Below are 23,771 nucleotides of genomic sequence, written 5' to 3'. Positions count from 1 at the left end.
TCCTTTTAATAGGCGTTACTTTTAAGGTGCATTATCATTTTATTAGCCATTTTGTTCGCAACTCTTTTTAAAGCGATTTTTATATTTTCCTTGTCTTTTTCAGATGCATTAGTCAATTTATTTATAATCCTTTTATATTCTGCATTATAAACTTCATAGGCATATCTACTTACTTCTTTTATATAAGGCTCTATTTCAAGGGTTTTGTACCATTTGTCAAATTCTTTAACTTCCTCTTTCACCATTTTTTCAATTACTCCGATAAGGGAAAGTCTCTCTTTTTTGTTTTCCTCCGCCGTCCTCTTTAAATCGTCAATAGTATAAAGGCTCACCCCTTCTAGTTGTCCTATCCTCGGGTCTATATCCCTTGGAAGAGCTATATCCACCATACAAATTTTTCTACCGTTATATGCTTGCTTGAATTTATCATAATCCACTGTGTAGTGAGGTGCGTTTGTAGCACTTATTACAATATCACTACTGGCAATGTACTGATATTTTTGTTCATAAGGCACAATGTGTATCTCAGGAACTTGCTCCTTTAGTTCAATAGCTTTTGAAAAAGTCCTGTTTGTGACAAATACATCAGCACCTTTATCTATAAGATTTTTTATGGCTTTTTGCCCCATCTCACCAAGACCTATCACAAAAGCTTTTTTGCCTGCTATGTCATTAAAAACCTCCTGAACAAATTTAACTGCAATATAGCTTATCGATAAAGCTAAATCTTTTATGCCAGTATCGGCACGGGCTCTTTTGCCGAGAGTTACTGCATCTCTAAAGAGTTTAAAAAGTATCTTTCCGGCAGAATTAAAGACCTGCGCAGTGTTTATAGCCTCCTTCACCTGTGACAGTATTTGGTCTTCACCTACTACCATAGATTCAAGTCCACAGGCAACTCTAAAAATATGTTCTACTGCCTCAAGTCCGCAAACTTGGTGTAAGTATGTTAAAAAATCCTCTTTTAAATCAAAGTATTTAATAAAAAAATTTTTTACTTGTTGTGGACTTATTTTTTGTGAGTAATAGTAAATCTCACTCCTGTGACAGGTAGAAAGTATTACAACCTCCTCCAACCCCAATTCTTTTAATTTTATTAAAGCATCTTCAATATCCTTAAAAGAGACTTTTTCTCTCAACTCTAAAGGAACATCTTTGCCTATTCCCACCATTTTAATATTGTTTATGTCCACTTTTTGTCACCTCTTTTATGAGACTGTCAACATCTGTTACTACAACAGGATAATTTATATCAGGCCTTTTTATAAGGATGACAGGTATATTGAGCATTTTAGCGGCTTCAAACTTCTGCAAAACTCCTCCCACAATGCCACTGTCTTTTGTCACAATTACTTCCGCATTCCTTTCTTTAAACATTTGATAATTAAGCTCTTTGGTAAAAGGGCCCTCCATCGCTATTATATCTTTTGGTTTTAATCCTAAATCTTCACACTTTTTTATGACACTACTTAAAGGCAGCACTCTTGCCGTCACCTTTTTCCCCATTTCCCAGAGAAACTTAAATTTTTCGAGGTTTTTACTGCCTACAGTCAAAAAAATGCTGTGGTATTCTTTGCATTTCTCAGCTGCTTCTTCGAAATTTTCAACTACAATGGCATTATCGTAATAAAGGCTTTTTCTTTCATACCTTATATACTTGATGCCAGTTTTGTTACAGGCATTTATAGCATTTATGCTTACATCTTTTGCAAAAGGATGCGTTGCATCAACTAAAATGTCTATGTTGTTTTTATAAATAAACTCAATGAGGCTTACTTCACCCAGTGCGCCTTTGTGGACTTTAATTCCCTCACTAAAAAGGCTTGCACCATAATCTGTCACTGTACTTGCTATAACCTCCATACCTTTAAGCTTTAATCTTTCTGCAACCTCTCTTCCGTCTTTTGTACCTGCTAAAACCAGTATCATAAAATATATCCCCTCGGCGTTATCATTTTGCCATTTCGCACATAAGTACTTTCATTTCCTATTATTATAATTGTCCTCATATCAATTTCATGATTTGCCATCTCTTTTAATGTAGTAATTACTGTCTCTTGCCCTTCTCTTGAGGCATTTTTTACTATCCCAACAGGGATGTCGCCTTTTTTATATTTCATAATAATTTTCTGTGCTTTTATAAGGTTTTCCGGTCTTTCTTTGCTTTTAGGGTTGTAGAGGACAATTATAAAATCAGCTTGTGATGAAAGTTCCAGCCTTTTTTCTATCACCTGCCAAGGTATCAAATGGTCTGAAAGGCTTATCACCGCAAAGTCCTGCATTACAGGCGCTCCCAGTATGGCTGCCGCAGAATTTAAAGCAGTTACCCCCGGTATTACTTCTATTTCTAAATCTATGTTTTCTTTATGGACAACCTCATACATAAGCCCTGCCATGCCATATATGCCTGCATCACCGCTGGAAACAATGCATATATTTTTACCCTGTAAAGCCAACTCAACAGCTTTTTTACATCTATCAACTTCTTTTCTCATCCCTGATGAGATTACCTCTTTGTCTTCAATTAAAGGCTTAATAAGATTGATATAAGTAGTATATCCTACAACTACATCACATTCTTTTAAGGCATTGTAGGCTTTAAGAGTCATGTCATTTATATCACCGGGACCTATTCCCACGACTTTAATCCATCCCATGTCAATCCTTCTTTCTGGATTTATATATAGCAAGTGTTATCCCATCCTTTTTAAGATATGCTATCTCTTTGCCACCATCACTAGATAAATAAGCAGAAGGCCTTGCAACACTTCCAACTCCCACTGTATGAAAAACGAAATCCGAAATAGGAAATTTGTTTTCTACTTTTTTTAAATCTTCTTTTGTGTAAAAAACAACAGGAACTTTTAAAAATTCCGCCAACTGATGTATCCCTTTTTCTTCTTTTTTTATATCTATAGTAGCAATTGACTTGATGCTTTTTAAGCTTAAATTTAAGTTTTTAAAGGTTTCACTAACAAAGGTACGCAAATCCTCAAAAGCTATTCCTTTTTTACATCCTAAGCCAATAACTATATTTTTAGGCCTTAATATAACATAAGGTTTTTCTAACAGTTTTTTTATTTCTTTGTCAGTTACATAAACAAAAGCATCAACTTCACCGTCATCATCGTTTTTTACATAATCTTTTAGTAAAGGTATTTCCTCAACATCTTCATCAAAGACAAAGCGTACATTTTCTCCATTTACAAGGGCTGCACTGACCTTTTTTAAATCCTCTATATTTTCAATTTGGTACCCGTAATCTTTGGCAATAACATCTAAGGAGATGACCCCCTCCACGTCTGTTGCAGTGGTTATAACAGGCTGTGCTCCGATTGCAGAAGCAACCTCTAAAGCGAGCCTATTTGCACCACCAACATGGCCCGATAAAAGGCTTATTGCAAACCTCCCTTTTTCATCTACTACCACAACAGCAGGGTCAGTAAATTTGTCCTTCACCACCCCTGCAATTGCTCTTACCACAATCCCTGTAGCCATTACAAAAACAAGACCCTCATATTTGCTGAATATTTTGTGAACAAACTCCACAAAATCTCCTTCTATTGCATAGTTTCCTGAAACGGCGTATTTTTCTTTTACATACACGTCCCCTTTTAATTTTTGGCCAATCTCATTCGCCAGCTTTGAAGCATTTTTTGTAAGAGCAATTATCGCTATTCTCATAAATCTTCCTTCTTCCTGAAGCTATGAGAAAATTCCTTATCATAAAGCTTTGAATAAGATTTTATATCTTTCAAGAAATCTCCTACAAGTATCATAGCTGTTTTATCTATCCCTTTTGATTTGACCTTTTGTGAAATATCATTAAGGGTGCCTGTAACAATCATTTGGTCTTCCCAAGTGGCTTTGTATACAACTGCAACAGGAGTAGTCTCTTCATAACCCTCTTTCAGCTCTAAAACAACATTGTCAATGTCCTGCACGCTTAAAAATATCGCCATTGTAGCTCTGTGACGGGATAAATCTTTTAAGTCCTGCTCTGGAGGAACTTTTGTCCTTCCGCCTATTCGTGTTATAATCACCGTCTGAGTTATTTCAGGAATCGTCAGCTCTTTTTTCAAGACTGCCGCTGCTGCCAAAAAAGAACTAACACCAGGAATTACTTCATAATCTATATTTTTCTCTTCCAGCCTTTTAATCTGTTCATGTATGGCACCATAAATAGCAGGGTCTCCTGTGTGTATTCTTGCCACATCTTTTCCCTCTTTGTGGGATTTCACCATAACCTCAATTATTTCATCAAGGTCCATTAAAGCGCTGTTGTAAATTTCAGCCTCTGGTTTGGCGTATTTCAATATCTCTTTATTGACAAGTGACCCTGCGTATATGATAACATCACAAGACTGTATGACTTTCATCCCTTTTAATGTTATAAGTTCAGGGTCTCCCGGCCCTGCACCAATAAAATAAACCATGGTTACTTCACCTTCTTTGCAATAATGAGTGACAAATAGTCTATCTTTTTTCCTATATATTTATCAAGGTCGTAGGATATTTCTTCATCTTGATGGCCGCACTTTATCACAAGGTATCCTTTGAAGCTTTTTTCTTTAAGAAGATTTACTATTTCTTCGTATCTTCTCGAAATTTTCATCAACACTACATTGTCAAACATATCAAGTGCTTTTGAAATTTCCTTCACATCTCCTGACGGAATCACTGCAAAAGTCTCGTTTCCCTCCGCAATTGGGATATTTAACCTTGAAGCGGCTGCACTATATGAGGTAATTCCAGGAATCGTCTCTGATTCATAATCCCCAATTCCTTTTAAAATGTATATGTAGGTGCTATAAATCATGGGGTCACCTATTGTTATAAAAGCTACATCTTTTCCCTCATCAAGCAACTTTTTGATTTTTCTAACATTTTCCTCCCACTTTGTTTTGAGGTCTTCTTTTGAGTACGTCATGGGAAATTCCATAAATACTACATCGCCTTTTATATAAGGCTTTGCAATTTCATACGCAATACTTCCTTCTCCTTTGCTTGTGGGCGCTATCACCACATCTACCTTTTGAAGTATTTTTACAGCTTTTAAAGTAATGAGGCTTTCCTCCCCCGGTCCCACTCCTATGCCGTATAATTTTGCCATTCTATCCCTCTCTTTTCTTAGCTGTTATTATGTAAACAGGATTTCTCGCCGTCATTATCGTCTTATCTCCCGCCTCTTTGGATACGGAAACATTCACACATATTGTCTGAACGCTGTAGCCTCTTTGTTTAAAATAATTATGGGCAGAATATGCTGTATCAAGCGTAATCCCATTAACTGTAATTATCCCGTCTTCTTTTAATTTAGCTGCAGCAATATCAAATATTTGATACATTTTATCCCCTGTTCCTCCAACAAATATCCTGTCAGGAGAAGGCAAATCTAAAAGGGCATCAGGCGCTTCACCGGCTACCACAACAATATTTTCTACATTGAATCTTTTGATGTTTTCTTTTACAAGCGCTATTCCTTCTTCTTCTTTTTCTATAGAATAGACAACGCCTTTTTTTGATATTAAAGCAGCCTCAATAGAAACAGAACCTGTACCTGCACCAATATCCCATATTATACTGTCTTCTTTAAGCCTCAACTTTGATATTGACAAAGCTCGTATCTCTTCTTTTGTCATGGGTACATTGCCTCTTATAAAATATTCATCGGGAATTCCCGGTGTCATATATTGCCACATGTTATCACCACTACATTTAAATCAAATTTTTTATTACTGTTTAAAAGTTCCTCTACTGTAAAAGAGTAAATTCTTTCGCTGTCGTAAGACAGATTTTCACCAACGTATATTTTTCTATCATACAAATTTTCTTCTTTCAATAAGGCTGCAATAAATTGTGGTGTATGAGTGTTATCAGTCAAAACAGCAACTTTTTCATTTTTTTTTACTTTTTTTACCAAATCCTCACTGCGGCCGTGTAAGCTTACAACTGTTAAATGATTCATTGTTATTTTAAGTTTTGCACACATGTATTGTATTGAACTTATACCTGGAATTATTTCTAATTGGCTTTTGTCCACGTACTTTAAAATTACTTCGGTTATGCCGTACAAAGACGGCTCTCCTGATGCCAAAATGACAATATTGCCTTTTTTATTGAGTATATGTTGGTAATCTGTTGAAGCGTTTATCGCAATCTTTTCACAATCAATATCTTCAAATTCCTTAAGATGGCGCTTTCCTCCCACCAGCACATCCGCCTCTTTTATTTTTTCAAGGGCATAGGGAGTAATGAATTTTTTGTTTCCCGGACCTATTCCCACAATTGTCACCATTTTACTTTCTCCCCTGCCTTTGCAATAATGCCTCTTTTTAGCGAAATGAGCTGAACCTCGATATTTAATTGGTCATAAACATATTGCCTACATTTCATGTAGACTCTGTCAGCGATAAACTGGCTGAACTCTTTTGTATTGATTCCCGCTTTTTCGATTATATCAAGCGCTTGTTCGGTTGTATTTGAATCAAGTACTTTGTCAACAGTCTCTTTGTCTGCACCAAAATGGGCTGCGTAAGCCGCCATTATCTCTGCTCTCGCATCTGCAACATGGCTATGGGTGTTAAATATGCCTGCTGCAACTTTTACGAGCTTTCCTATATGCCCTGCCAATACTACATGAGTAAAGCCATATTGTACTGCCTTTTCCAACATAAACCCCAGGAAATTTCCATAAGATATGATGAGCCTTTCTTCAATGCCCTCTTTTAAAGCATATTCTTTGCCATAATTTCCCGGAGCAAAAACTACCTTTTTATGTCCCTCAGCAGAAAGAATGGAAAGTTCCATCTCAAGAGACGCCTTTAAAGCTTCTTCAGACATCGGCTCTACAATCCCTGATGTACCAAGGATTGATATCCCTCCTACTATTCCAAGCCGCGGATTAAAAGTCTTTAAAGCTACTTTTTCTCCCCCTGGCACGCTTATGGTAACTCTTACGCCTTTCCCTTCTGGCAGTACTTTTTTGACTTCATTTAAAATCATGGACATTGGAACAGGATTAATAGCTGGTTTCCCAGGGCTTACAGGAAGTCCCGGTTTTGTAACAACACCTACTCCCTCTCCCCCATATACCTCGATTCCTTCTCCTTCTTTTAATTCCACTTTTGAATATATTATAAGCCCGTGGGTTGCATCAGGGTCATCGCCTCCGTCTTTTCTTATGCCGCACTTCACCCAACCTTCCCCTGACGTTACATCTAATACGTCAAGGATAAGATGCCACCCCTTTGGCGTATCTATCTCTACAGTATCTATTCTCTTCCCTGTAAAAAGCATGTAAGCCGCAGCTTTTGAGGCAGCAGCCGCACAAGAACCAGTAGTATAGCCATATCTCAGCTTTTTACCTTCTTTAATTGTATAAACCTCCATAATTTCACCCACTTTTGCACCTGTCATTTGCATTAATTATATATCATGTACAAAAGAGCATTAACTATAGCAGCCGCTATTGTGCTTCCACCTTTTCTACCTTCTGTTATGATATAAGGAATTCCAAGTTTTTTCACTTCTTCTTTTGCTTCTTGTGCTCCAACAAAACCAACAGGAACGCCAATTACAAGGTAAGGCTTTATTTCACCAGAATTTACAAGTTCACAAAGTTTAAAAAGGGCTGTTGGGGCATTGCCAATGGCAAATATTTTATTTTTTTTATCTTTTGAAGCTATAACCATTGATGCCATTGACCTTGTAATGGCGTACGTTTTTGAAAGCTCCTCTACTTGTGGCATATCAATATAACATTTAACACTTGCTCCTATAGATTTTAAAGCCTTTTTGTTTATTCCTGCTTCAACCATTTTTGTATCTGTGACAATTGTACTTCCTTCTTTTAGCGCTTTTAAACCCGCATCTATTGCCCCATCAGAGATTTTTATTATGTCAGCAAAGTCAAAGTCTGCTGTTGTGTGGATAACCCTTTTTACAATCATAAGTTCTCTTTTTTCAAACTTTGTCTCATCAATATTTTGGCTTATTATTTCAAAGCTTCTTTTTTCAATCTCTTTAGGGTCAGTAATATAGCTCATGAAAAACAATCCTTTCCTTTAAGTAAATTTTATTCTATCTCTTGCGCCCTTTCAAGTATTATGTCCGCAATCCTGTCATCATAGCCAATAGACCTTGCAAACTTAATGGAAAGCCCCGGATATTTTTCTTTTTCTTTTTCAAAAACCTCAGGTATGTCGTGCAGTATATGGTTCCCTTCAAATAAAAACATTGGAACTGCAATGATGTCATAAATTCCTTCTTCTACAAACTCTTTTATAGAGGTAGATATATCAGGCTCGTTAAATTCCATAAACCCTGCTTTCACGTCTTTGTATTTCTTTAGGCTCTTTATCCTATCTATAACTTTGTATACCACCTCTCGCGTTTTTTCAATGCGACTTCCATGTGCTATTATGAGTAATGCTTTTTCCATAAAAATCTCTCCTCTTTTTTGAAGTATTCCTCTATGGTCTGAGATTCTTCGACGTCCTTTGCACCCCTTCGCTTACCCTCACGGCTTCGCTTGCGCTTTAGGTCATGACAATAAAATATTGCATCCCCTTCAATCATCCCTTTATTTTAAGCGGTATTCCTGACACCATCAAATAAACCTCATCTGCAGCCTCCGCCACTTTTTTATTCATCCTGCCTGCTATATCTCTAAATATCCTGCCCAGTTTGTATTCTGGCACTAATCCCATCCCTACTTCATTTGTCACAAGGATTATATCTCCTTTAAAAACTTTTTTAGCTTTCAAAATTTTTTCCACTTCAGCGGCAATTTGACTTTCTATTTTATCAATTTCCTCTATATTTGCCTTTTCCCACATCAAATCGACTTCCATTAAAAAATTTGTAATCATAACTGTAAGGCAATCAATTAATACAACTTTAGCACTGCTTTTCGATATTACTTCATATAAATTTTTGTACGCTTCTTTTGTCTCCCATGAAGGTGGCCTTCTTTCTTTATGCCTTTTAATTCTTTCCTTCATTTCTTCATCAAAAGGAATAGAAGTAGCTATGTAGAGGACATTGTCTCCTCCTTCTTTTAAAGCCAATTCTTCAGCAAATTCACTTTTTCCAGACCGTGCACCGCCTGTAACCATAATAAGCTTCATCTATATTACAACCCTTTCTTTATTTTCCATCAGGTTTTTCATATTTATTTCTTCAAGAGATTGTAAAAGTTTTTCATTCTCTTGGCGCTTTTTTATAGCAACCCTAAAAAAGCTTTTGTCGAGGTATCTAAAATTAGAAGCATCTCTTATAAGAATTCCTCTTTTTAAAAGCATTTGTTTAAGGTCATCTACGCTTCCCGTTTTTAGCTTCAATAATAGGAAATTTACTTTTGTATCAAAAGCAACTAAATAATCAATTTTTCTTAAAGCATAAAGCATATAGTCTATTTCTCTGTGGATATATTCTCTCGTCTTTTCTATATAAGTTTTGTCTTTAAATAATTCTCTTCCTATCGCCTCTGCAAAGGTATTTACTGTCCAAGGTTCTTTGTGCTCTTCTAACTTTTGTATTAAAGAAGGACTTCCAATTCCATACCCTAATCTCACTCCTGGCATACCGAAAAATTTTGTTACAGCTCTTACAACAAACAATTTATTGTGTCTTTTTATAAGGGGCAAAGCTTCATAGTTTTTGTAGTCCTTCATAAATTCAATAAAAGCTTCATCTATCATGACAGGTATGTTCAAAATCTCTGCTTTTTTTAATAAAATTCCTATTTCTTCTCTTATTATGGCTTGTCCTGTAGGATTGTTGGGATTCCCAATGATTAAAGCATCCGCCTCTTCCATTTGTGAAAGAAGTTTTGCAAGATTTACTTTAAACCCATAGTCTTCTTCCAGCCTGAAATATATCGGTTCACCACCGTTTATGTTAACTGCCCTTTCATATTCCAAAAAAGCAGGAGATGGAATGAGAGGTCTCTTCACCTTAAATGCTCTCACAAAAAGGTGTATAAGCTCTGCCGCACCATTCCCAACAATTATATTTTCTTGCGAATACCCCACATACTGTGAAATCGCCTTTTTAAGTTTTCGATATTTTATATCCGGATATTTTGTCAAATCAACTTTTTTGATAATATCAAAAACCCATTCCGGCACCCCAAGAGGATTTATATTTGAGCTAAAATCAATTATTTCTCCTTCATAGTCATAAACATTTCCGCCATGCTCATAAGGCTTCATTGAAACACCTTCTTTCCTTTACCCTAAATTAGATTTCCAATATATGTTAAAGGTTTGTCTGTCAGTCTTTTAATAGATGCTGTATCTTCTTCGCTGTGGACTACAAGGCAGCAGGTAGAAGGACCTCCTGATTTTAATACATCAAGATGTTGTGGAAAATTCGCCTCCACCTTTAATCCCGATATTTTCTCTAATATGCCAATTTCATATTTTATCCCTTTTGAACCCACCGGTATTGCTTCTATTATTTTTTTAGAGTTAGAAATTTTTACATAGTCTTTCAATGTAAGCACATCGTTTGAGCTTAAGACTTCACTTCCCACGCGGGGATATCCTAAAAGAGAAACATGCAAACCTGCTTTAACTTTTTTTATCTTTAAATCACAAACATTTGCTTTTGCTATTACTGTAATCCCTATACCTGTCATAGATGTGGGGAAATTTTCTTCAGTACTTCCTGTAAAAACTATGTCTAAAAGCCCGTTCTCCTCAAGCTCACTTTTTATGCCTCTTAAAATTTTTTCTCCTGTGGGATTCATTTCAACAGATAAAGTATCTGATATAACAAGAGGCTTTGCTCCTACACATAAAGCCTCCGAAAGAGCTACTTTTACAGTAGTCCTCCCTACAATCTCTTCATCAACTTTTAATACATCATGCTCTTTATTCCCTATTGCTCCGAGGCTGTCACAAGATATCACATATGCCACATCATTTTCATAAATTATCACTAAATCTCTGTATCTCTCAATCACTTTTTATTCCCTACTCCTTTTCGGTATCGCTTTGTAAATTAATGCTGCAAGAAATACATTTGCAAATGACGCAATTGTTAGGGGAAGTACCCATGCCGCAAAAAATCCCCATCCGAATATAGGCACCATCAAAAGGGCTGCAACAGGGCCATTTAATATGGTAGCACCAATTACAGCAATATAAATATTGAACTTTTGATAAAAAAATCTAAATAAATAGGCGTATACTGCCATTTGCACTGCTATGTATAAGTGGTTTGTAAGGCCTAAAGGAAATCCAGAAGTGATTGCTGTGAGCAGGTGGCCTAAGCTTATCACAAGGGCTCCATACCCCGCTCCAAGGTATAGCGCAGCAAAATACCCTGGCATTGAGTCAAAGGCAACTGTATTAAAAACTTTTACAAGGGCACCTACAGCACTTAAGGCTATAAGCATGGCAACAAGAGTAAGAATTTTGACATTTTTTAATGTATTTGCTTTTTCTTTCATATCAATTCCCTCCCTATATAAAATACTATAAGCCCCAAAAATGAAGTCATGTACATTATTTTGATGCTGTCTTTTATGTGCTGTGGAGTAATTTTTTCTTTTCTATCCCCAATAGTTGGTTTAATTTCAGGCTTTCCAAAGTAATAGTTGAGACCTCCCAGTTGTATATTTAAAGCCCCGGCAACTGCCGCTTCCCCGTGGGCGCTGTTTGGGCTTTGATGTTTTAATCTGTCTCTTAAAAAAATCCTCCAACTGTTTTTACAGTCATAACCCATGAGAAAAGCTGACACAGCAATGAGAAAGCCTGTTATGCGTGCAGGGATGAAATTTAATATGTCGTCAAGTTTTGCAGAGGCAAATCCTAAATCAATGTATTTTTCATTTTTATAACCTACCATGGAATCAAGAGTGCTTGCCGCTTTATAAAAAATAGCCAACGGCGCACCCCCTATAAATGCGTAAAACATAGGCGCTATTATGCCGTCTGATATATTCTCTGCAACTGTTTCTATTGCCCCTCTGGATATGCCCTCTATATCAAGCCTCTCTGTATCCCTACTAACTATAAGAGATAATTTTTTCCTCGCTTCAACTATATCGTCTTTTGACAACTCCTCATACACCTTTCCCGCAGCTTTACCAAGGTCTTTTGTCGCAAGGCAGGTATATATGATTAAAACATTTAACGCATACTTCAAATACAGGCTAATCAACCCTGCAATATAAAGAAGCGCGTATGTTGTCACAAATGCTACACTTACTGTAAATCCACACAGTATAAAACCTGCTATTTTTAAAACTTTACCGCTTTTAGCATACTTTCTGAGTATACTTTCCACACTCGATATCATTCTGCCTATAATTCTTACAGGATGAGGATACCCTTCAGGGTCTCCTATTAACAAATCCAAAATGTAGGCTAATACCACTTCCATCAATCCCTATACCTTTCCATAATTTCATAGACTTCTTTCATGTCGATACTTTTTCTTACAATATCAGCAAGCCTATCATATTCTCTTTCTTTAAACTCTTTGTAATCAATAATTTCATCTACAGGAGAAAGTCCTTTTGATTTTCTCACAATATTTATAAATTCTCTGACAAACTCTCTGTTTTCAAAAATCCCGTGTATATAAGTCCCAAACACTTTTCCATCATCGCTTACACAACCGTCATAGACTTCAATTTTTTCTCCATTTCTATAAGTTATCACTGAAAAAGGTTTAGAATCCTCAAAAATGCGACTTTTGCCCATGTGTATTTCATATCCTTCTACAATAATATTTCTAAGAGATAACAATACTTGAGGCAAATTATCTAAAACAACTGCTTTCACCTGAGTCGTCGTCTTTTCAGTTTCAATTACTGTATCAATGTTAAGAAGTCCGAGCCCTTCAATTTCTTTAAGAGAACTTTCAATTTGATTAGGGTCTTTAATGCTTTTACCCAACATCTGATAGCCCCCACAAATGCCAACTATAAATTTCCCCTTTTTTCGCAATTCAAAAATTTCCTCGTCAAGCTTATATTGTTTTAGTACTTGCAAATCTCCAATTGTGTTTTTTGTCCCTGGAATTATAACTACATCACAATCATTTATCCTTTCCCCTTTATTTACATACCGCAGCTTAACTCCAGGAATTTTAGCAAGAGGTTCAAAATCTGTAAAATTTGATATGTGAGGAAGATTTATAACCGCAATCTCTACATCTCCTTTAGCATTTGTGCGATAGAATCTGTCTGTCGCACCATCCTCTTCATCAACGTGCACATCAACATAAGGAACAACACCTAAAACTTTTTTGTGTACAATGTCTTCTAACATCCTTAAACCCGGTTTTAATATTTCTATGTCTCCTCTAAACTTGTTTATAATTACACCTTCAATGCGCCTTCTCTCATCTTCATTTAAAAGAAGTAAAGTGCCAGCAATTGAGGCAAATACACCGCCTTTATCAATATCTCCTACAAGAAGTACTGGCGCATTTGTCATCTCTGCCATACCCATGTTTACAATATCTCTATCCCTTAAATTTATTTCCGCAGGACTTCCAGCACCTTCTATGACAATAATGTCACTTTGTTTTGCAAGAATATCAAAGTCCTCTTTAATAAACTTTAAAAGTTCAGGCTTAAACTTGTGGTATTCAGTTGCAGACATGTTTTTATAAACTTTGCCTCTTAAAATCACCTGACTCATTCTATCAGAGCTGGGCTTTAAAAGGATTGGATTCATGTGATAAGAAGGCTTAACTCCTGCCGCTTCCGCCTGCATAACTTGCGCTCTTCCCATTTCCAAACCTTCATCGGTTATATAGGAATTTAAAGCCATGTTTTGGGACTTAAAAGGGGCTACTCTGTAACCATCCTGCTTGAAAATCCTGCAAAAAGCGGCAACCAACAAGCTTTTGCCCACAGAAGATGCAGTCCCTTGTATCATCAATTTAAGTGCCATATTAATCCTCCTGAAAAGCGTTTAAGTTTTGGTATTGAAGGCATTTACCAACAAATCTCTTGACAGCTTCTCTATATGTGTATAAATTTATGTGAACATACGTCGCGAGGCAATTTTTATGCATAAATCCACATTCCCAAGCCTCTTCTTTTCCCGGTTTATGCACAACGTATGAGGCTTTCTGTGAAAAACCTTTTATTATTGAGTGGTGAAACTCATGTCCTTTTATTTTGTCTCCTTTTCTAAAAAGGATGTTATCTTCAATAACTTCTGCCTCAACATAGCCAAATCTCTGAAGCCTTTTTGTCATAACAGTTTCAAAATCGTAAACACCTGCCATGTTAAACGTATTTCCCTCTAAATCTGTTATGCTTTTTGTGAGATACATAAAGCCGCCACACTCTGCATATACAGGCATACCAGCATCTATTACATCTTTAACCGACTTTAACATTTTTTCGTTTTTACTTAGTTTTTCTGCAAAAACCTCTGGAAACCCTCCTCCTATGTATAAACCCGATATTCCGTCTGGCAGCTTATAATCCGTAAGAGGACTAAAGGGTACAAGCTCTGCACCCATTTCTTCAAAAACTTGTAATCCCTCTCTGTAATAAAAGTTAAAAGCCTCATCAAACGCATACCCTATTATTACCCTTTTTAAATCATGGTGCTTCCCAGTTGTGTCTCTAAAAGTATTTGAACACTCAATCGCATCAACATTGAGAATCTTTTCTATATCAATGTATTTTTCAATATGATCACATAGAGCATCAAACTTGTGTTTAATTTCTGGCATCTCATATATCGGTACAAGGCCTAAGTGCCTTTCTGGCAAATCTAATTTTGCATCCTTTGGAAGATAACCAAAAACCTCGATACCCAAATCTCTTTTTATGCATTCTTTCAAAAGGGTATAGTGCTTTTCGCTTCCAACTTTATTTAATATTACCCCCGCAATTTTTACTTCCCTGTCGTAGTGCATATATCCCATTATTAAGGCTGATACACTTGTCGCCATAGAAGAGGCATCCACAACTAAAATTACAGGAATATCTAAAATCTTTGCAATATCAGCACTGCTTCCCTTTTTTGTAGTATCAACTCCATCGTACATCCCCATAACGCCTTCAATTACAGAAATATCAGCATTACAGGCATTTTTGTAAAAAAGCGATTTAAGGTTTTGTTCACCCAACATGTACAAATCCAGATTGCAGGAAAAATTCCCTGTGACATATCGGTGATACGCAGCATCTATATAATCTGGACCTACTTTAAAAGGCTGAACTTTATATCTTTTTGATAGCACTCCCATAAGACCAAGGCTTACAGTAGTTTTACCTACCCCTGAATGGGTGCCTGCAATCATCACAGCTTTACACAACTTTGAGTTGCTCCTTTCCATTTAATGAGGGAATGACGTAAGGAATATGGGTGATGGGATTTTCAAATACTTCCACCTCTATTGAAAAGGCAGACTTTATGTTGTTCAATGTTAAAACATTTCTGGGAGATCCAGATGCTATTATTTTGCCTTCTTTCATAATGAAAATCTCATCACAAAACTGTGAAGCAAGGTTAATATCGTGAAGCACAACAATTACAAGTATTCCTTTTAAAGATAAATCTTTTACAAGAGATAGTATTTCAACTTGGTATTTTATATCAAGGTGAGAAACTGGCTCATCCATGAGTAAAATTCGAGCTTTTTGTGCTAATGCCCTCGCTATATACACTCTTTGCCTCTCACCGCCGCTTAACTCTTTTATGCTTTTGTCTTTAAACTGCCATGTATTTGTAATTTCCATGCACTCTCTTACAATATCTCTGTCCTCTTTTTTCTCCGACTGAAACCTTTTAAGATAAGGAATTCTTCCCATCATTACTACGTCATAACAGCTAAATTCAAAGTCGTAAACTATATCTTGAGGCACATAACCTATATATTTTGCCTTTTCTTTTATAGTAAAGTCTTTTATATTTTTCCCTAACACAAAGACATTACCATAGGTTGGCGTCAAATACCCTGATATATTCTTTAAAAGTGTAGTCTTGCCACTTCCATTTGCACCAATTATCCCTATCACTATGCTTTTATTTATGGTGAAATCTATCCCTCTTAAAACTTCCCTTTCCCCATAAGAAAAATGTAATTTATCTACCTGTAAAATAGCCATATCATCACATTCCTTCACTTTTTTGTTTGCTCTTTATTAACAGATACAAAAAGAATGGTCCTCCAAATGCCGCAGTAATTATCCCAATTGGAATTTCCATTGGTTTTAAAATAACTCGTGCTAATAGGTCTGCAAAAGTTAAAAATATCGCTCCTGATATAGCACTAAAAGGTACAAGAATTCTATTGTCAGGTCCTACAATAAGCCTTGATATATGGGGCACAATAAGACCAACAAAACCTATAATTCCACCGACTGATACCGCTGTTGCAGTAACCAATGACCCTGTCACAAGAATTATTTTTTTGACCAATTCTGTGTTGACACCTAAATGTTCTGCAACCTCTTCTCCTGTCAATATCGCATTTACATCCCTTGAAAATACATACATAACAAAAGAACCAATCAATATAACAGGAGTAGAATAAGCCACATGATTCCAATTTATGAGGCTAAATCCTCCCATAGTCCAAAAAACAATTCGCGAAAACTCATCATGGTTTAAAAGCATCATAAGAGAAATAATTGCAGACATAAAAGCGCTTATGGCTATTCCCGCAAGCAACATTGTGGTCATGGATACTCTTGTGCCAGTTCTAGAGATAGTGTACACAAAAAACACAGTCATTAAAGAAGTAACAAATGCCATAAAACTCAGTCCAAATATTCCAAGCCCTAATATTATCGCAATAGTAGCGCCAAAAGCTGCTCCTGAAGATATCCCCAAAACATAAGGGTCTGCCATTGGATTTCTCAAAAGCCCTTGAAAAAATGTTCCAACAACAGAAAGTCCCATACCTACAATCGCAGATTCAATAGCTCTTGGAAGTCTTAAATTAAGAATTATTGTCCTAGAGGTTTCATTTCCCCCGCCTAAAAAAATATTTAAAATTTCCTGCAGGGGTATTTTTACCACCCCTGCAGAAATAGATAAAATCATTGTGAAAACAAGCAGCAAAAAAGCTGTAACAAAATATATACCTCTTTTCAGTTTCACTTTACTTAAATGCCTCCGGATGTAAGAATTTTACAATTTCTTCAAGTCCTAAAACAATTCTATTAGAAGCTCTTGATATTATGTCATCATTGCTTACCACAAATACCTTACCGTTTTTAACAGCATTTGTGTCTTTGTATCCTGCCATCTTTTTGATATCTTCTATATTTACTTTACCTCCCATTGAAGAGGCTATTATCACATCAGGATTTTTCTTGACTAATTCTTCCACACTGTACTGAGCCCAACCGTTTACATCATCTGCAACATTTTCCCCACCTGCAAGGTTTATAAGCTCATCAATAAATGTGCCTTTACCTGCTGTCCAGTTTCCGTCAAGAGAGACCAGATAAAATACGCTGACTTTCGGAAGGTCTTTGACTTTGTCATTTATTTCTTTTATTTTGTCTTGCATTTCTTTAATTAATTCTTCGCCTTTTTTCTCTGTCCCTGTTATTTGGCCTATCAATTTTATAGACTGGTATATCTGGTCAATGTTTTTAGCTTCCAGCATTACAACAGGTATACCCATCTTTTCTAAAGATTCCATTTGCTCTTTACCTGAAAGAGTGGAAGCAAATATTATATCAGGCTTCTGAGCAGTAATCGCTTCTATATTTGGTCCTTTAAAACCTCCCACTTTTGGCACATCTTTAACCTCAGGTGGATAATTATCAAAGTCTGTAACACCCACAACTTTATTTCCTGCTCCTAAAGCATATATAAGCTCTGTTATAGAAGGCGCAAGAGAAACTATCCTTTGGGGTTCTTTCTCAATAGTTACCTCTCTTCCCAAAAAATCAGTAATCTTTAAAGGGAATTGACTTTTAACAGTTTCAGTTGCTGTTTGAGAAGTGTTTTCTGGTTTGGTAGCAGTGTTTGTTGAACATGCTGTAAGGGAAAAAGCTAAAACAAATACTAACAATAAAGCAAGTAAACCTTTAAATTTTCTCATAGGTACCCTCCTCATTAAAATTTTTTAAGTATCAAAAAAGGCCTACCCGCGGAGGTAGACCTTTTTCGCAAAATTAAGCAAAAAAATACCACTTCCCCTTCCCTCCGAAGGCGAACTTCTTAAATCTTATGGCAGGTCTCCTGGCTCGCGATTCATCTTCCGCCCTGCCTTCCCATCCAACACCCAACACCAACGCCAAATGCCGGACAGTGGCATATTAGGGCTTCATCCTCGCTCACAGTAGCGGGGGCTGCAGCGGATTTTCACCGCTTTCCCTTTTAACCTTTTGGACCATAAGATTTCTGTCTTCACTTGTACACCTTTATTTTACCTCTACTCATTATTTAAGTCAATAGTCTTTGAAGATACCTTCGAAAAGGCAGATGCCTTTTATTCCCTTCTCAAAAATAATTTAGGTAGGCACACCTACTACTATTTTACCTTGCTGTAAAATTTCTTCTATGTAACCTTGTTCGTCATGAATATTTCTCAAAGGATGGTAAATCCCTTCCCACTTAGGTTTTATAGCTTCTTCATATTGAAGGTCTAGACCCTTAAAATGGTGAGCCATCCACAGTACTAAATTTTTTGTGTTTTCCTTTGACCTCATTTTATAGTACCTGTAAATGGTATAGTACTCCTGTTGGGTCAATCCCATCTTATCCCTTAATGATAAAACCTCGTCTTCAATGCCCGAATCAAAGAAAAACTTTTTATGCCCTCTGATTTTATCTAAAATTTCGTTAAAGCTTTTGAAATAATGAGCACCTAAGAAGACTCCATACCGTGATCAAATATCAACAACAACTTAAACACCCGACTCCCTCCTTATGCGAGAGATTAACGTTTCTTCATAAAGTTCCAGCAAATCTTTTATAAAATCTTCATCGGATTTCGAAGGGTCAGCTTTTTCCAATACCACATCCTCAGCTATTTCCTTTAAGATAAATTCAGAAGCCTTTTTCACCTCTCTTTTGTTAAGCAAACCCCATTGAAGCTGGTCCAGCAAATGAACGTACAAAGAAGTCAAAGTAACCAAATCCTCTTGCCTATCCAATAAATGCAGATTATGCATAAAATCAAATTTTTTGTAACCGTCATCTCCAAATAATACTCTATACCTATTCCACATAGTCTCTTCTGTAACTTTATACCTCTTAATCCTTCTCAAAAGGCTGTGTTGCATTTGAGGACTTAATCCTGTTTGCTTGTAAAGAGCTTCCTTGACAGCTTTTATCACTACCCTTCCTATCAACTCACCCAACTTAGAATGCTTACCCGCCCAGGTCAAGTGAATATCAGACTCCATATTCGACACGACAATTGTCCCATCAGTGCCAGAACCTGTAGCCAGTCCACTGGAATAATTGCTCTGTGCCATAAGTTCCTGAAGAGCCGCTGTCTTAGCTTCTGTACAAGTGACTAAAGCTCTTGTAAGAGTCCCAGGTGGCAAATTGGCATCTATTAATAAAATTATATTAATTGTACCCTCGCGTACAGGTACCTTTTTGTCCATTTCATCAAAAGAGGCAGGGTCTCCCACCCTTCCCCCATTTACCTCAACTCCTCCTGTCACTATTGCAGTAACTGTAAGGCTTTTATGCTTTTCTTCCACAATAGCCGCATTCTCCGCAAAAGCTGCTGTGCTGAGTCCTGTTGTGTAACTAGCATCCAATCCTAGCTCTTTTGCGATAATTGCCAAGTGCTCTTCATAAGTGGGTGCTCTCATCTTACAGCCGCTTTCCTTGGGAGCAGGCGTCTTTTCCTTACAGGCAGTGCATGAATTTGCACTCTCACCTTGATTAAACACTGCCTTTATATCTTCTCTATACCCTCCATTTAATGGTGAAGTAGATAATACATTCCTTTTTCCGTTAAAAGAAATGACAATTGCGTTTTGATACCTGTAAACAGGGTCTTTCATAGAGGTTTCATATATCATCACCATTTTCTACCTCCTTAGCTGTTGATAATATTTTAACAAGAGAAGCGGTATTGTTTAAAAATGTAATCCCTTCTTCCACACCTTTAAACAACTTTTTACCCTCTTCTATTGCTCGCACACTAAAGACCTTTTTGCCCATTTTTACAGCTTCTTTGATAAGCTGAGTATTCATTTCATTCAAAACACCCACAGGATATCCCGCATCAATAACGTAATTTATTTCATTTAATTTTTGTAATGCTTTTTCAAAAGTATCGTTTGCTATGGCTTCAAAGGCTTTTTCCTTTATCACTTTAATTCCCATAGAAGTCGCCACATAAAAATCAACGTCATTTTCGTGAATAATGCCTGTATACATTCCAAATCCCTGTTTTGCTAAAATACGAAAAATCTCGTACCTGTACCGCCACCTCCTACCACAAAAACAGATGGAGGTAAGTCATACAAAAGTTCTATACTTCCCAAAAGGCTGTTATAATCCGCCCACTTTATGTCATACAATCTTTTAAAGCGGCAATATCAAATGCTGTCATAAGTTCAGCAGTTAAAGGTTCCGTAAGAACAACAGAAAGCTTTTTTGCTATATTTTGCGGCTTAATACTTGTAATTTCTTCCCCCTTTATATAAACAGCTCCCGATATGGGGGATAAAAGCCCCGAAAGAGTCTTTAATATAGTAGATTTTCCAGAACCATTAGGTCCTAAAAGACAGATAATTTGCCCTTTTAATCCTGTTATATTGATACATTTAAAGGTTTAGAAAGCAAAAATGCTGCAAAAAGCGTATGAAAGGAAATAAAAACAAGGACTGCAATTTGAGGCCACGTGAAGCCAGAAAAACTGCCCAGAGTCCACATAACAAACCTTTTTAATTTTAAAACTTTTGGTGTATTTATTAAATTTTAAATTTCAATTCCAACTCTCACTGGTACACCTTTTTTAAAGTAATGCTTAATTTCTTTCATTTCTGTAACCAAATCAGCTTTTTCAATAATCTCCTGCGGTGCACTTCTACCTGTTAAAACCAATTCAACAGTTTCAGGCTTTTCGTCAATAAGCCTTACTACCTCTTCTACTGTAAGAAGACCTCTATGTATGGCTGCCATAGCCTCATCCACAATGACAATATCATAATCTCCGCTTTTTAGTATATCGAGAAGTTGATTGTATTCACTTTTTACCTTTTGTTTTAGCTCCTCAAATTCTTCTTTTGTAAGATCCCACGTAAACTTCTTTGCTTCAGCAAAGCGACGTATTTCAAAATTTGGCTTAAGTAACTCTGCTGTTTTGAGTTCACCTGTAGCCATACCCTTTAAAAACTGAAACATTATCACCTTCATGCCTCTTCCTACTGCTCTAAAAGCCAGCCCCAAAGCTGCTGTTGTTTTACCTTTTCCGTCTCCCGTATATACTTGCACATACCCTTTTTTCATAAAAATCCCCCTTTTTAAAAATTATTTTTTCACTCAGATATTCCATAAAATCGATGACTTCTCTCACCTTACCCTCAGGTAACTTATCTATATATTCTTTCGCTTTCTTTTTCACTGCATTATCCATACTTTCACCACCAATTTTATCAATTTCTTACTTTAATTATATCATCAAATCAAGAAAACTCAACAAAAATCGGTTGTTAGGTTTTGGTCCATAATACTGGCAATAATAGGCTTTTATCATGCCATTGTAAAGCTTTCTTTTCTTAGAAGCCTCTCTTCCAAAGAGTTTTTTAAATCTTTCATGGGAAGTAAGTAAATAAAAAGACCATGTGTCGAGCTTTTTGAAAACCTTCCCCATTTCTTTATAGAGTTTTTCTACTTCCTCTAATTCCCCCCTCCTTTCACCATAAGTTAGTATATTTAGTTACAATAATCCAATTTCTTATATTTTACTAAAGCCAATAACACTACATACCCTATCACCGAACCTATTGCACTAGAAAGTGAAAATGGAATGAAAAACATAAAAGCCGTGCCTGAACTTCCCAGTATATATTTAGCTATAGGATAAGAAAGTAAAGCCCCTATAATACCTGTGCCTATAACTTCTCCTACAGGCGCAAAATAAAGTTTACGTGTAAATCTATAAAGATATCCAGCAATGAAAGCTCCAACCATGCCTCCAGGAAATGCCAGAAGCGACCCAACACCAAGGATATTCCTCAAAAGCCCTATAATAAAAGCTACTTCTAACGCTCCCCAAGGGCCCAAAAAAACTGCTGAAATAACATTAATAGCATGTTGAACGGGTGTAACTTTGGCAACACCTACACTAAACCATACATATTGAGAAGTCAAGGTGCCTATAGCAATAATAAGTGCCATAAAAACCATACGATGTATTTTATTCATACTTCCACCTTCTTATCTTTTTCTATTATCTCCGGCGTGAGATTATATATCTCATCAAAAAATGTCACTTTAAAACTACCAGGACCTTTGACACTGCTGCTTTGAGCTGCTTTTTCACCGGCTATTCCAAAAGCTACAAAAGCTTCTACTGTAGCTTCAAAATAATCTTCACATACTCCGCAGAAACTCGCTACTACAGAGGTAAGCATACAGCCCGTACCGGTGATAGTGCCCATCATAGGATGTCCATTTTTTACATAGGCAATTCTTTTTCCATCAGTGATTATATCTGTAGCGCCTGATACTGCTACTACAGCGCTATAAGTATTTGCTAAATCTTTAGCAGCCTCAGCAATATCATCTGTTCCGCTTTGAGATTCTACACCCCGTATCTTCCCACCTTTGCCTGCAAGTATTGAAATCTCAGCACTATTCCCTTTTATCACAGAAATTTTTACCTCTTCTAATATCTTTTTTGAGCTTTGTGTCCTAAGCCTTGTAGCTCCCGCTCCAACAGGGTCCAATATAACTGGTACTTTAAATCTATTTGCAGCCTTTCCTGCCTTTATCATCGCTTCTACTTGTTCATTTGTAAGAGTGCCTATATTTAAAACTAAAGCATCTGCTGCACTTACCATTTCTTCTACTTCTTCCAAGGCATGGGCCATGACTGGCAGTGCTCCTATAGCCAGTGTTATATTAGCACAATCATTGACAGTAACTATATTTGTAATATGGTGAACTAAAGGTTTTTTCTCTCTTAAAATTTTCAACAATTCTTTTTTCATTTCAAATTCCTCCTGTCATTTATCGCTTTTGTTATAACTTCTAAAAGTTTTCTGGTATTGCTTTCGATATCCCCATAAAAGACAGCTGAAACTGAAGCTATACCGTCTACTCCCGACTTTAACATGACTTCATAGACATTATCTTTTGTTATACCACCTATTGCAACTACGGGAATATTGACTGACTCTTTTATTTTTTTTAACCCTTCTATTCCAATGGCTTCCGCTTCCGGCTTTGTTGGAGTCTTAAACACCGCACCTACCCCTAAATAATCCGCTCCATCCCTTTGTGCCTTTAAAGCTTCTTCCACTGTCCTCGCTGATACCCCTACTATTTTATGAGGACCTATTATTTTTCTTACAATATCTGCCGGCAAATCCTCCTGTCCAACGTGAACTCCATCTGCATCTACTGCCAAAGCTATATCCACTCTGTCGTTAATAATGATAGGGATTCTATTTCTTTTTGTCACTTCTTTAACTTTGAGAGCAATTTCATAAAATTCCCTACTTGATATATCTTTTTCTCTCAGTTGAATTACTGTTGCACCGCCTTTTATCGCTAGTTCTACTGCTTCAGCATTATCCATATTCTTTATGTAAGACCTATCCGTTATAGCATAAAGGGTTAAGTCCATAT

The 23,771-nt window shown here is 36.5% G+C and carries 31 protein-coding genes, 1 pseudogene and 1 riboswitch; all 32 genes and pseudogenes read right to left on the bottom strand.

Annotation, left to right across the window (positions count from 1 at the left end):
* Nucleotides 1-5: 5 nt before the first annotated feature.
* A complete protein-coding gene (gene hemA, locus TKV_RS01625; RefSeq protein ID WP_049684493.1) occupies nucleotides 6-1,193 on the bottom strand; it encodes a glutamyl-tRNA reductase in 1,188 nt (395 codons plus the stop codon).
* Complete coding sequence (gene cobK / locus TKV_RS01620; RefSeq protein ID WP_029688781.1) at nucleotides 1,174-1,929, bottom strand: precorrin-6A reductase; 756 nt, start codon at nucleotides 1,927-1,929, stop codon at nucleotides 1,174-1,176. The genes hemA and cobK overlap by 20 nt, the downstream gene beginning before the upstream one ends.
* Complete coding sequence (gene cobJ, locus TKV_RS01615; RefSeq protein ID WP_029688782.1) at nucleotides 1,926-2,657, bottom strand: precorrin-3B C(17)-methyltransferase; 732 nt, start codon at nucleotides 2,655-2,657, stop codon at nucleotides 1,926-1,928. Before cobJ ends, cobK begins: the two co-directional genes overlap by 4 nt.
* 1 nt (nucleotide 2,658) lies before the next feature.
* The gene (cbiG, locus tag TKV_RS01610) at nucleotides 2,659-3,684 is read right to left on the bottom strand and encodes a cobalt-precorrin 5A hydrolase (RefSeq protein ID WP_148307234.1); all 1,026 of its coding nucleotides are present in this window, start codon (nucleotides 3,682-3,684) and stop codon (nucleotides 2,659-2,661) included.
* Nucleotides 3,681-4,436, bottom strand: a complete 756-nt coding sequence (gene cobM, locus TKV_RS01605) for a precorrin-4 C(11)-methyltransferase (protein ID WP_049684492.1) — start codon at nucleotides 4,434-4,436, stop codon at nucleotides 3,681-3,683. Before cobM ends, cbiG begins: the two co-directional genes overlap by 4 nt.
* Nucleotides 4,437-4,438: 2 nt before the next feature.
* Nucleotides 4,439-5,113: a precorrin-2 C(20)-methyltransferase gene (gene cobI / locus TKV_RS01600; protein WP_049684491.1), complete on the bottom strand. Its 675-nt coding sequence runs from the start codon at nucleotides 5,111-5,113 to the stop codon at nucleotides 4,439-4,441.
* A 1-nt stretch (nucleotide 5,114) separates the two neighbouring features.
* Nucleotides 5,115-5,702: a precorrin-6Y C5,15-methyltransferase (decarboxylating) subunit CbiT gene (gene cbiT / locus TKV_RS01595; RefSeq protein WP_236617297.1), complete on the bottom strand. Its 588-nt coding sequence runs from the start codon at nucleotides 5,700-5,702 to the stop codon at nucleotides 5,115-5,117.
* On the bottom strand, nucleotides 5,687-6,298 hold the full coding sequence (gene cbiE, locus TKV_RS01590; RefSeq protein WP_049684489.1) for a precorrin-6y C5,15-methyltransferase (decarboxylating) subunit CbiE: 612 nt from the start codon (nucleotides 6,296-6,298) through the stop codon (nucleotides 5,687-5,689). The genes cbiT and cbiE overlap by 16 nt, the downstream gene beginning before the upstream one ends.
* Complete coding sequence (gene cbiD, locus TKV_RS01585; RefSeq protein WP_049686167.1) at nucleotides 6,292-7,392, bottom strand: cobalt-precorrin-5B (C(1))-methyltransferase CbiD; 1,101 nt, start codon at nucleotides 7,390-7,392, stop codon at nucleotides 6,292-6,294. Before cbiD ends, cbiE begins: the two co-directional genes overlap by 7 nt.
* A 32-nt stretch (nucleotides 7,393-7,424) precedes the next feature.
* Nucleotides 7,425-8,048 (bottom strand): precorrin-8X methylmutase, encoded by a 624-nt coding sequence (locus TKV_RS01580; RefSeq protein WP_049684488.1) that lies wholly within the window; start codon nucleotides 8,046-8,048, stop codon nucleotides 7,425-7,427.
* Between the two features lie 29 nt (nucleotides 8,049-8,077).
* Nucleotides 8,078-8,443 carry a sirohydrochlorin chelatase gene (locus tag TKV_RS01575; RefSeq protein WP_049684487.1) on the bottom strand — a complete coding sequence of 122 codons (366 nt, stop codon included), beginning with the start codon at nucleotides 8,441-8,443 and terminating at the stop codon, nucleotides 8,078-8,080.
* Nucleotides 8,444-8,576: 133 nt separating this feature from the next.
* A complete protein-coding gene (gene cobU, locus TKV_RS01570; RefSeq protein ID WP_049684486.1) occupies nucleotides 8,577-9,131 on the bottom strand; it encodes a bifunctional adenosylcobinamide kinase/adenosylcobinamide-phosphate guanylyltransferase in 555 nt (184 codons plus the stop codon).
* The gene (gene cobD, locus TKV_RS01565; RefSeq protein WP_049684485.1) at nucleotides 9,132-10,217 is read right to left on the bottom strand and encodes a threonine-phosphate decarboxylase CobD; all 1,086 of its coding nucleotides are present in this window, start codon (nucleotides 10,215-10,217) and stop codon (nucleotides 9,132-9,134) included.
* 23 nt (nucleotides 10,218-10,240) lie between these two features.
* Nucleotides 10,241-10,972, bottom strand: a complete 732-nt coding sequence (locus tag TKV_RS01560; RefSeq protein ID WP_049684484.1) for an AIR synthase related protein — start codon at nucleotides 10,970-10,972, stop codon at nucleotides 10,241-10,243.
* Between the two features lie 3 nt (nucleotides 10,973-10,975).
* Complete coding sequence (locus TKV_RS01555; protein WP_049684483.1) at nucleotides 10,976-11,461, bottom strand: ECF transporter S component; 486 nt, start codon at nucleotides 11,459-11,461, stop codon at nucleotides 10,976-10,978.
* Nucleotides 11,458-12,396, bottom strand: a complete 939-nt coding sequence (gene cbiB, locus TKV_RS01550) for an adenosylcobinamide-phosphate synthase CbiB (protein WP_049684482.1) — start codon at nucleotides 12,394-12,396, stop codon at nucleotides 11,458-11,460. Before cbiB ends, TKV_RS01555 begins: the two co-directional genes overlap by 4 nt.
* A complete protein-coding gene (locus TKV_RS01545; RefSeq protein ID WP_049684481.1) occupies nucleotides 12,396-13,919 on the bottom strand; it encodes a cobyric acid synthase in 1,524 nt (507 codons plus the stop codon). Before TKV_RS01545 ends, cbiB begins: the two co-directional genes overlap by 1 nt.
* 1 nt (nucleotide 13,920) lies before the next feature.
* A complete protein-coding gene (locus tag TKV_RS01540) occupies nucleotides 13,921-15,303 on the bottom strand; it encodes a cobyrinate a,c-diamide synthase (RefSeq protein WP_049684480.1) in 1,383 nt (460 codons plus the stop codon).
* Nucleotides 15,296-16,096 (bottom strand): ABC transporter ATP-binding protein, encoded by an 801-nt coding sequence (locus TKV_RS01535; protein ID WP_049686166.1) that lies wholly within the window; start codon nucleotides 16,094-16,096, stop codon nucleotides 15,296-15,298. The genes TKV_RS01540 and TKV_RS01535 overlap by 8 nt, the downstream gene beginning before the upstream one ends.
* A gap of 4 nt (nucleotides 16,097-16,100) precedes the next feature.
* Nucleotides 16,101-17,093, bottom strand: a complete 993-nt coding sequence (locus TKV_RS01530) for a FecCD family ABC transporter permease (protein ID WP_049684479.1) — start codon at nucleotides 17,091-17,093, stop codon at nucleotides 16,101-16,103.
* Between the two features lies 1 nt (nucleotide 17,094).
* Nucleotides 17,095-18,048, bottom strand: coding sequence for an ABC transporter substrate-binding protein (locus tag TKV_RS01525; RefSeq protein ID WP_049684478.1), 954 nt, complete (start codon nucleotides 18,046-18,048; stop codon nucleotides 17,095-17,097).
* Nucleotides 18,049-18,161: 113 nt separating this feature from the next.
* Nucleotides 18,162-18,359, bottom strand: a riboswitch (cobalamin riboswitch).
* Nucleotides 18,360-18,460: 101 nt separating this feature from the next.
* Nucleotides 18,461-18,658 (bottom strand): hypothetical protein, encoded by a 198-nt coding sequence (locus TKV_RS01520; protein WP_049684477.1) that lies wholly within the window; start codon nucleotides 18,656-18,658, stop codon nucleotides 18,461-18,463.
* Nucleotides 18,659-18,856: 198 nt separating this feature from the next.
* A complete protein-coding gene (locus TKV_RS01515; RefSeq protein WP_236617296.1) occupies nucleotides 18,857-19,996 on the bottom strand; it encodes an adenosylcobinamide amidohydrolase in 1,140 nt (379 codons plus the stop codon).
* Complete coding sequence (locus TKV_RS01510; protein ID WP_049684476.1) at nucleotides 19,980-20,351, bottom strand: hypothetical protein; 372 nt, start codon at nucleotides 20,349-20,351, stop codon at nucleotides 19,980-19,982. The genes TKV_RS01515 and TKV_RS01510 overlap by 17 nt, the downstream gene beginning before the upstream one ends.
* A 17-nt stretch (nucleotides 20,352-20,368) precedes the next feature.
* Nucleotides 20,369-20,494: a hypothetical protein gene (locus tag TKV_RS13760; RefSeq protein ID WP_268870088.1), complete on the bottom strand. Its 126-nt coding sequence runs from the start codon at nucleotides 20,492-20,494 to the stop codon at nucleotides 20,369-20,371.
* A complete protein-coding gene (locus tag TKV_RS14050) occupies nucleotides 20,482-20,706 on the bottom strand; it encodes an ATP-binding cassette domain-containing protein (protein WP_236617450.1) in 225 nt (74 codons plus the stop codon). Before TKV_RS14050 ends, TKV_RS13760 begins: the two co-directional genes overlap by 13 nt.
* Nucleotides 20,707-20,894: 188 nt before the next feature.
* Nucleotides 20,895-21,425: a cob(I)yrinic acid a,c-diamide adenosyltransferase gene (locus TKV_RS01505; protein ID WP_049684475.1), complete on the bottom strand. Its 531-nt coding sequence runs from the start codon at nucleotides 21,423-21,425 to the stop codon at nucleotides 20,895-20,897.
* Nucleotides 21,379-21,552 (bottom strand): hypothetical protein, encoded by a 174-nt coding sequence (locus TKV_RS12970; RefSeq protein WP_158506584.1) that lies wholly within the window; start codon nucleotides 21,550-21,552, stop codon nucleotides 21,379-21,381. Before TKV_RS12970 ends, TKV_RS01505 begins: the two co-directional genes overlap by 47 nt.
* Before the next feature lie 36 nt (nucleotides 21,553-21,588).
* Nucleotides 21,589-21,840 (bottom strand): annotated as a pseudogene (locus tag TKV_RS01500) (hypothetical protein); the annotation flags it as partial.
* An 11-nt stretch (nucleotides 21,841-21,851) separates the two neighbouring features.
* Nucleotides 21,852-22,343: an energy coupling factor transporter S component ThiW gene (thiW, locus tag TKV_RS01495; protein ID WP_049684473.1), complete on the bottom strand. Its 492-nt coding sequence runs from the start codon at nucleotides 22,341-22,343 to the stop codon at nucleotides 21,852-21,854.
* Nucleotides 22,340-23,131: a hydroxyethylthiazole kinase gene (gene thiM, locus TKV_RS01490; protein WP_049684472.1), complete on the bottom strand. Its 792-nt coding sequence runs from the start codon at nucleotides 23,129-23,131 to the stop codon at nucleotides 22,340-22,342. The genes thiW and thiM overlap by 4 nt, the downstream gene beginning before the upstream one ends.
* Nucleotides 23,128-23,769 (bottom strand): thiamine phosphate synthase, encoded by a 642-nt coding sequence (gene thiE, locus TKV_RS01485; protein WP_049684471.1) that lies wholly within the window; start codon nucleotides 23,767-23,769, stop codon nucleotides 23,128-23,130. Before thiE ends, thiM begins: the two co-directional genes overlap by 4 nt.
* Nucleotides 23,770-23,771 lie beyond the last annotated feature (2 nt).

It is taken from the genome of Thermoanaerobacter kivui (genome assembly GCF_000763575.1).
Lineage (GTDB): Bacteria > Bacillota > Thermoanaerobacteria > Thermoanaerobacterales > Thermoanaerobacteraceae > Thermoanaerobacter > Thermoanaerobacter kivui.
The sequence above is the reverse complement of the archived record's forward strand: the minus strand, read 5'-3'. Positions and strand labels throughout refer to the sequence as shown.

What these genes read in the sequence shown, in the direction of transcription:
- cobU (WP_049684486.1), bottom strand. Translation starts at nt 9,131, where the DNA reads ATGAAGCTTATTATGGTTACAGGCGGTGCACGGTCTGGAAAAAGTGAA.
- cbiB (WP_049684482.1), bottom strand. Translation starts at nt 12,396, where the DNA reads ATGGAAGTGGTATTAGCCTACATTTTGGATTTGTTAATAGGAGACCCT.
- thiE (WP_049684471.1), bottom strand. Translation starts at nt 23,769, where the DNA reads ATGGACTTAACCCTTTATGCTATAACGGATAGGTCTTACATAAAGAAT.
- cbiE (WP_049684489.1), bottom strand. Translation starts at nt 6,298, where the DNA reads ATGGTGACAATTGTGGGAATAGGTCCGGGAAACAAAAAATTCATTACT.
- thiM (WP_049684472.1), bottom strand. Translation starts at nt 23,131, where the DNA reads ATGAAAAAAGAATTGTTGAAAATTTTAAGAGAGAAAAAACCTTTAGTT.
- TKV_RS01545 (WP_049684481.1), bottom strand. Translation starts at nt 13,919, where the DNA reads ATGGCACTTAAATTGATGATACAAGGGACTGCATCTTCTGTGGGCAAA.
- cobD (WP_049684485.1), bottom strand. Translation starts at nt 10,217, where the DNA reads ATGAAGCCTTATGAGCATGGCGGAAATGTTTATGACTATGAAGGAGAA.
- cobK (WP_029688781.1), bottom strand. Translation starts at nt 1,929, where the DNA reads ATGATACTGGTTTTAGCAGGTACAAAAGACGGAAGAGAGGTTGCAGAA.
- cbiT (WP_236617297.1), bottom strand. Translation starts at nt 5,702, where the DNA reads ATGTGGCAATATATGACACCGGGAATTCCCGATGAATATTTTATAAGA.
- TKV_RS12970 (WP_158506584.1), bottom strand. Translation starts at nt 21,552, where the DNA reads ATGGATAATGCAGTGAAAAAGAAAGCGAAAGAATATATAGATAAGTTA.
- cobM (WP_049684492.1), bottom strand. Translation starts at nt 4,436, where the DNA reads ATGGTTTATTTTATTGGTGCAGGGCCGGGAGACCCTGAACTTATAACA.
- cbiD (WP_049686167.1), bottom strand. Translation starts at nt 7,392, where the DNA reads ATGGAGGTTTATACAATTAAAGAAGGTAAAAAGCTGAGATATGGCTAT.
- TKV_RS01580 (WP_049684488.1), bottom strand. Translation starts at nt 8,048, where the DNA reads ATGAGCTATATTACTGACCCTAAAGAGATTGAAAAAAGAAGCTTTGAA.
- TKV_RS01520 (WP_049684477.1), bottom strand. Translation starts at nt 18,658, where the DNA reads ATGAGGTCAAAGGAAAACACAAAAAATTTAGTACTGTGGATGGCTCAC.
- TKV_RS01555 (WP_049684483.1), bottom strand. Translation starts at nt 11,461, where the DNA reads ATGAAAGAAAAAGCAAATACATTAAAAAATGTCAAAATTCTTACTCTT.
- TKV_RS01510 (WP_049684476.1), bottom strand. Translation starts at nt 20,351, where the DNA reads ATGTATACAGGCATTATTCACGAAAATGACGTTGATTTTTATGTGGCG.
- TKV_RS01505 (WP_049684475.1), bottom strand. Translation starts at nt 21,425, where the DNA reads ATGAAAAAAGGGTATGTGCAAGTATATACGGGAGACGGAAAAGGTAAA.
- TKV_RS01515 (WP_236617296.1), bottom strand. Translation starts at nt 19,996, where the DNA reads ATGGTGATGATATATGAAACCTCTATGAAAGACCCTGTTTACAGGTAT.
- TKV_RS01575 (WP_049684487.1), bottom strand. Translation starts at nt 8,443, where the DNA reads ATGGAAAAAGCATTACTCATAATAGCACATGGAAGTCGCATTGAAAAA.
- cobI (WP_049684491.1), bottom strand. Translation starts at nt 5,113, where the DNA reads ATGGCAAAATTATACGGCATAGGAGTGGGACCGGGGGAGGAAAGCCTC.
- TKV_RS01535 (WP_049686166.1), bottom strand. Translation starts at nt 16,096, where the DNA reads ATGGCTATTTTACAGGTAGATAAATTACATTTTTCTTATGGGGAAAGG.
- thiW (WP_049684473.1), bottom strand. Translation starts at nt 22,343, where the DNA reads ATGAATAAAATACATCGTATGGTTTTTATGGCACTTATTATTGCTATA.
- cbiG (WP_148307234.1), bottom strand. Translation starts at nt 3,684, where the DNA reads ATGAGAATAGCGATAATTGCTCTTACAAAAAATGCTTCAAAGCTGGCG.
- cobJ (WP_029688782.1), bottom strand. Translation starts at nt 2,657, where the DNA reads ATGGGATGGATTAAAGTCGTGGGAATAGGTCCCGGTGATATAAATGAC.
- TKV_RS01525 (WP_049684478.1), bottom strand. Translation starts at nt 18,048, where the DNA reads ATGAGAAAATTTAAAGGTTTACTTGCTTTATTGTTAGTATTTGTTTTA.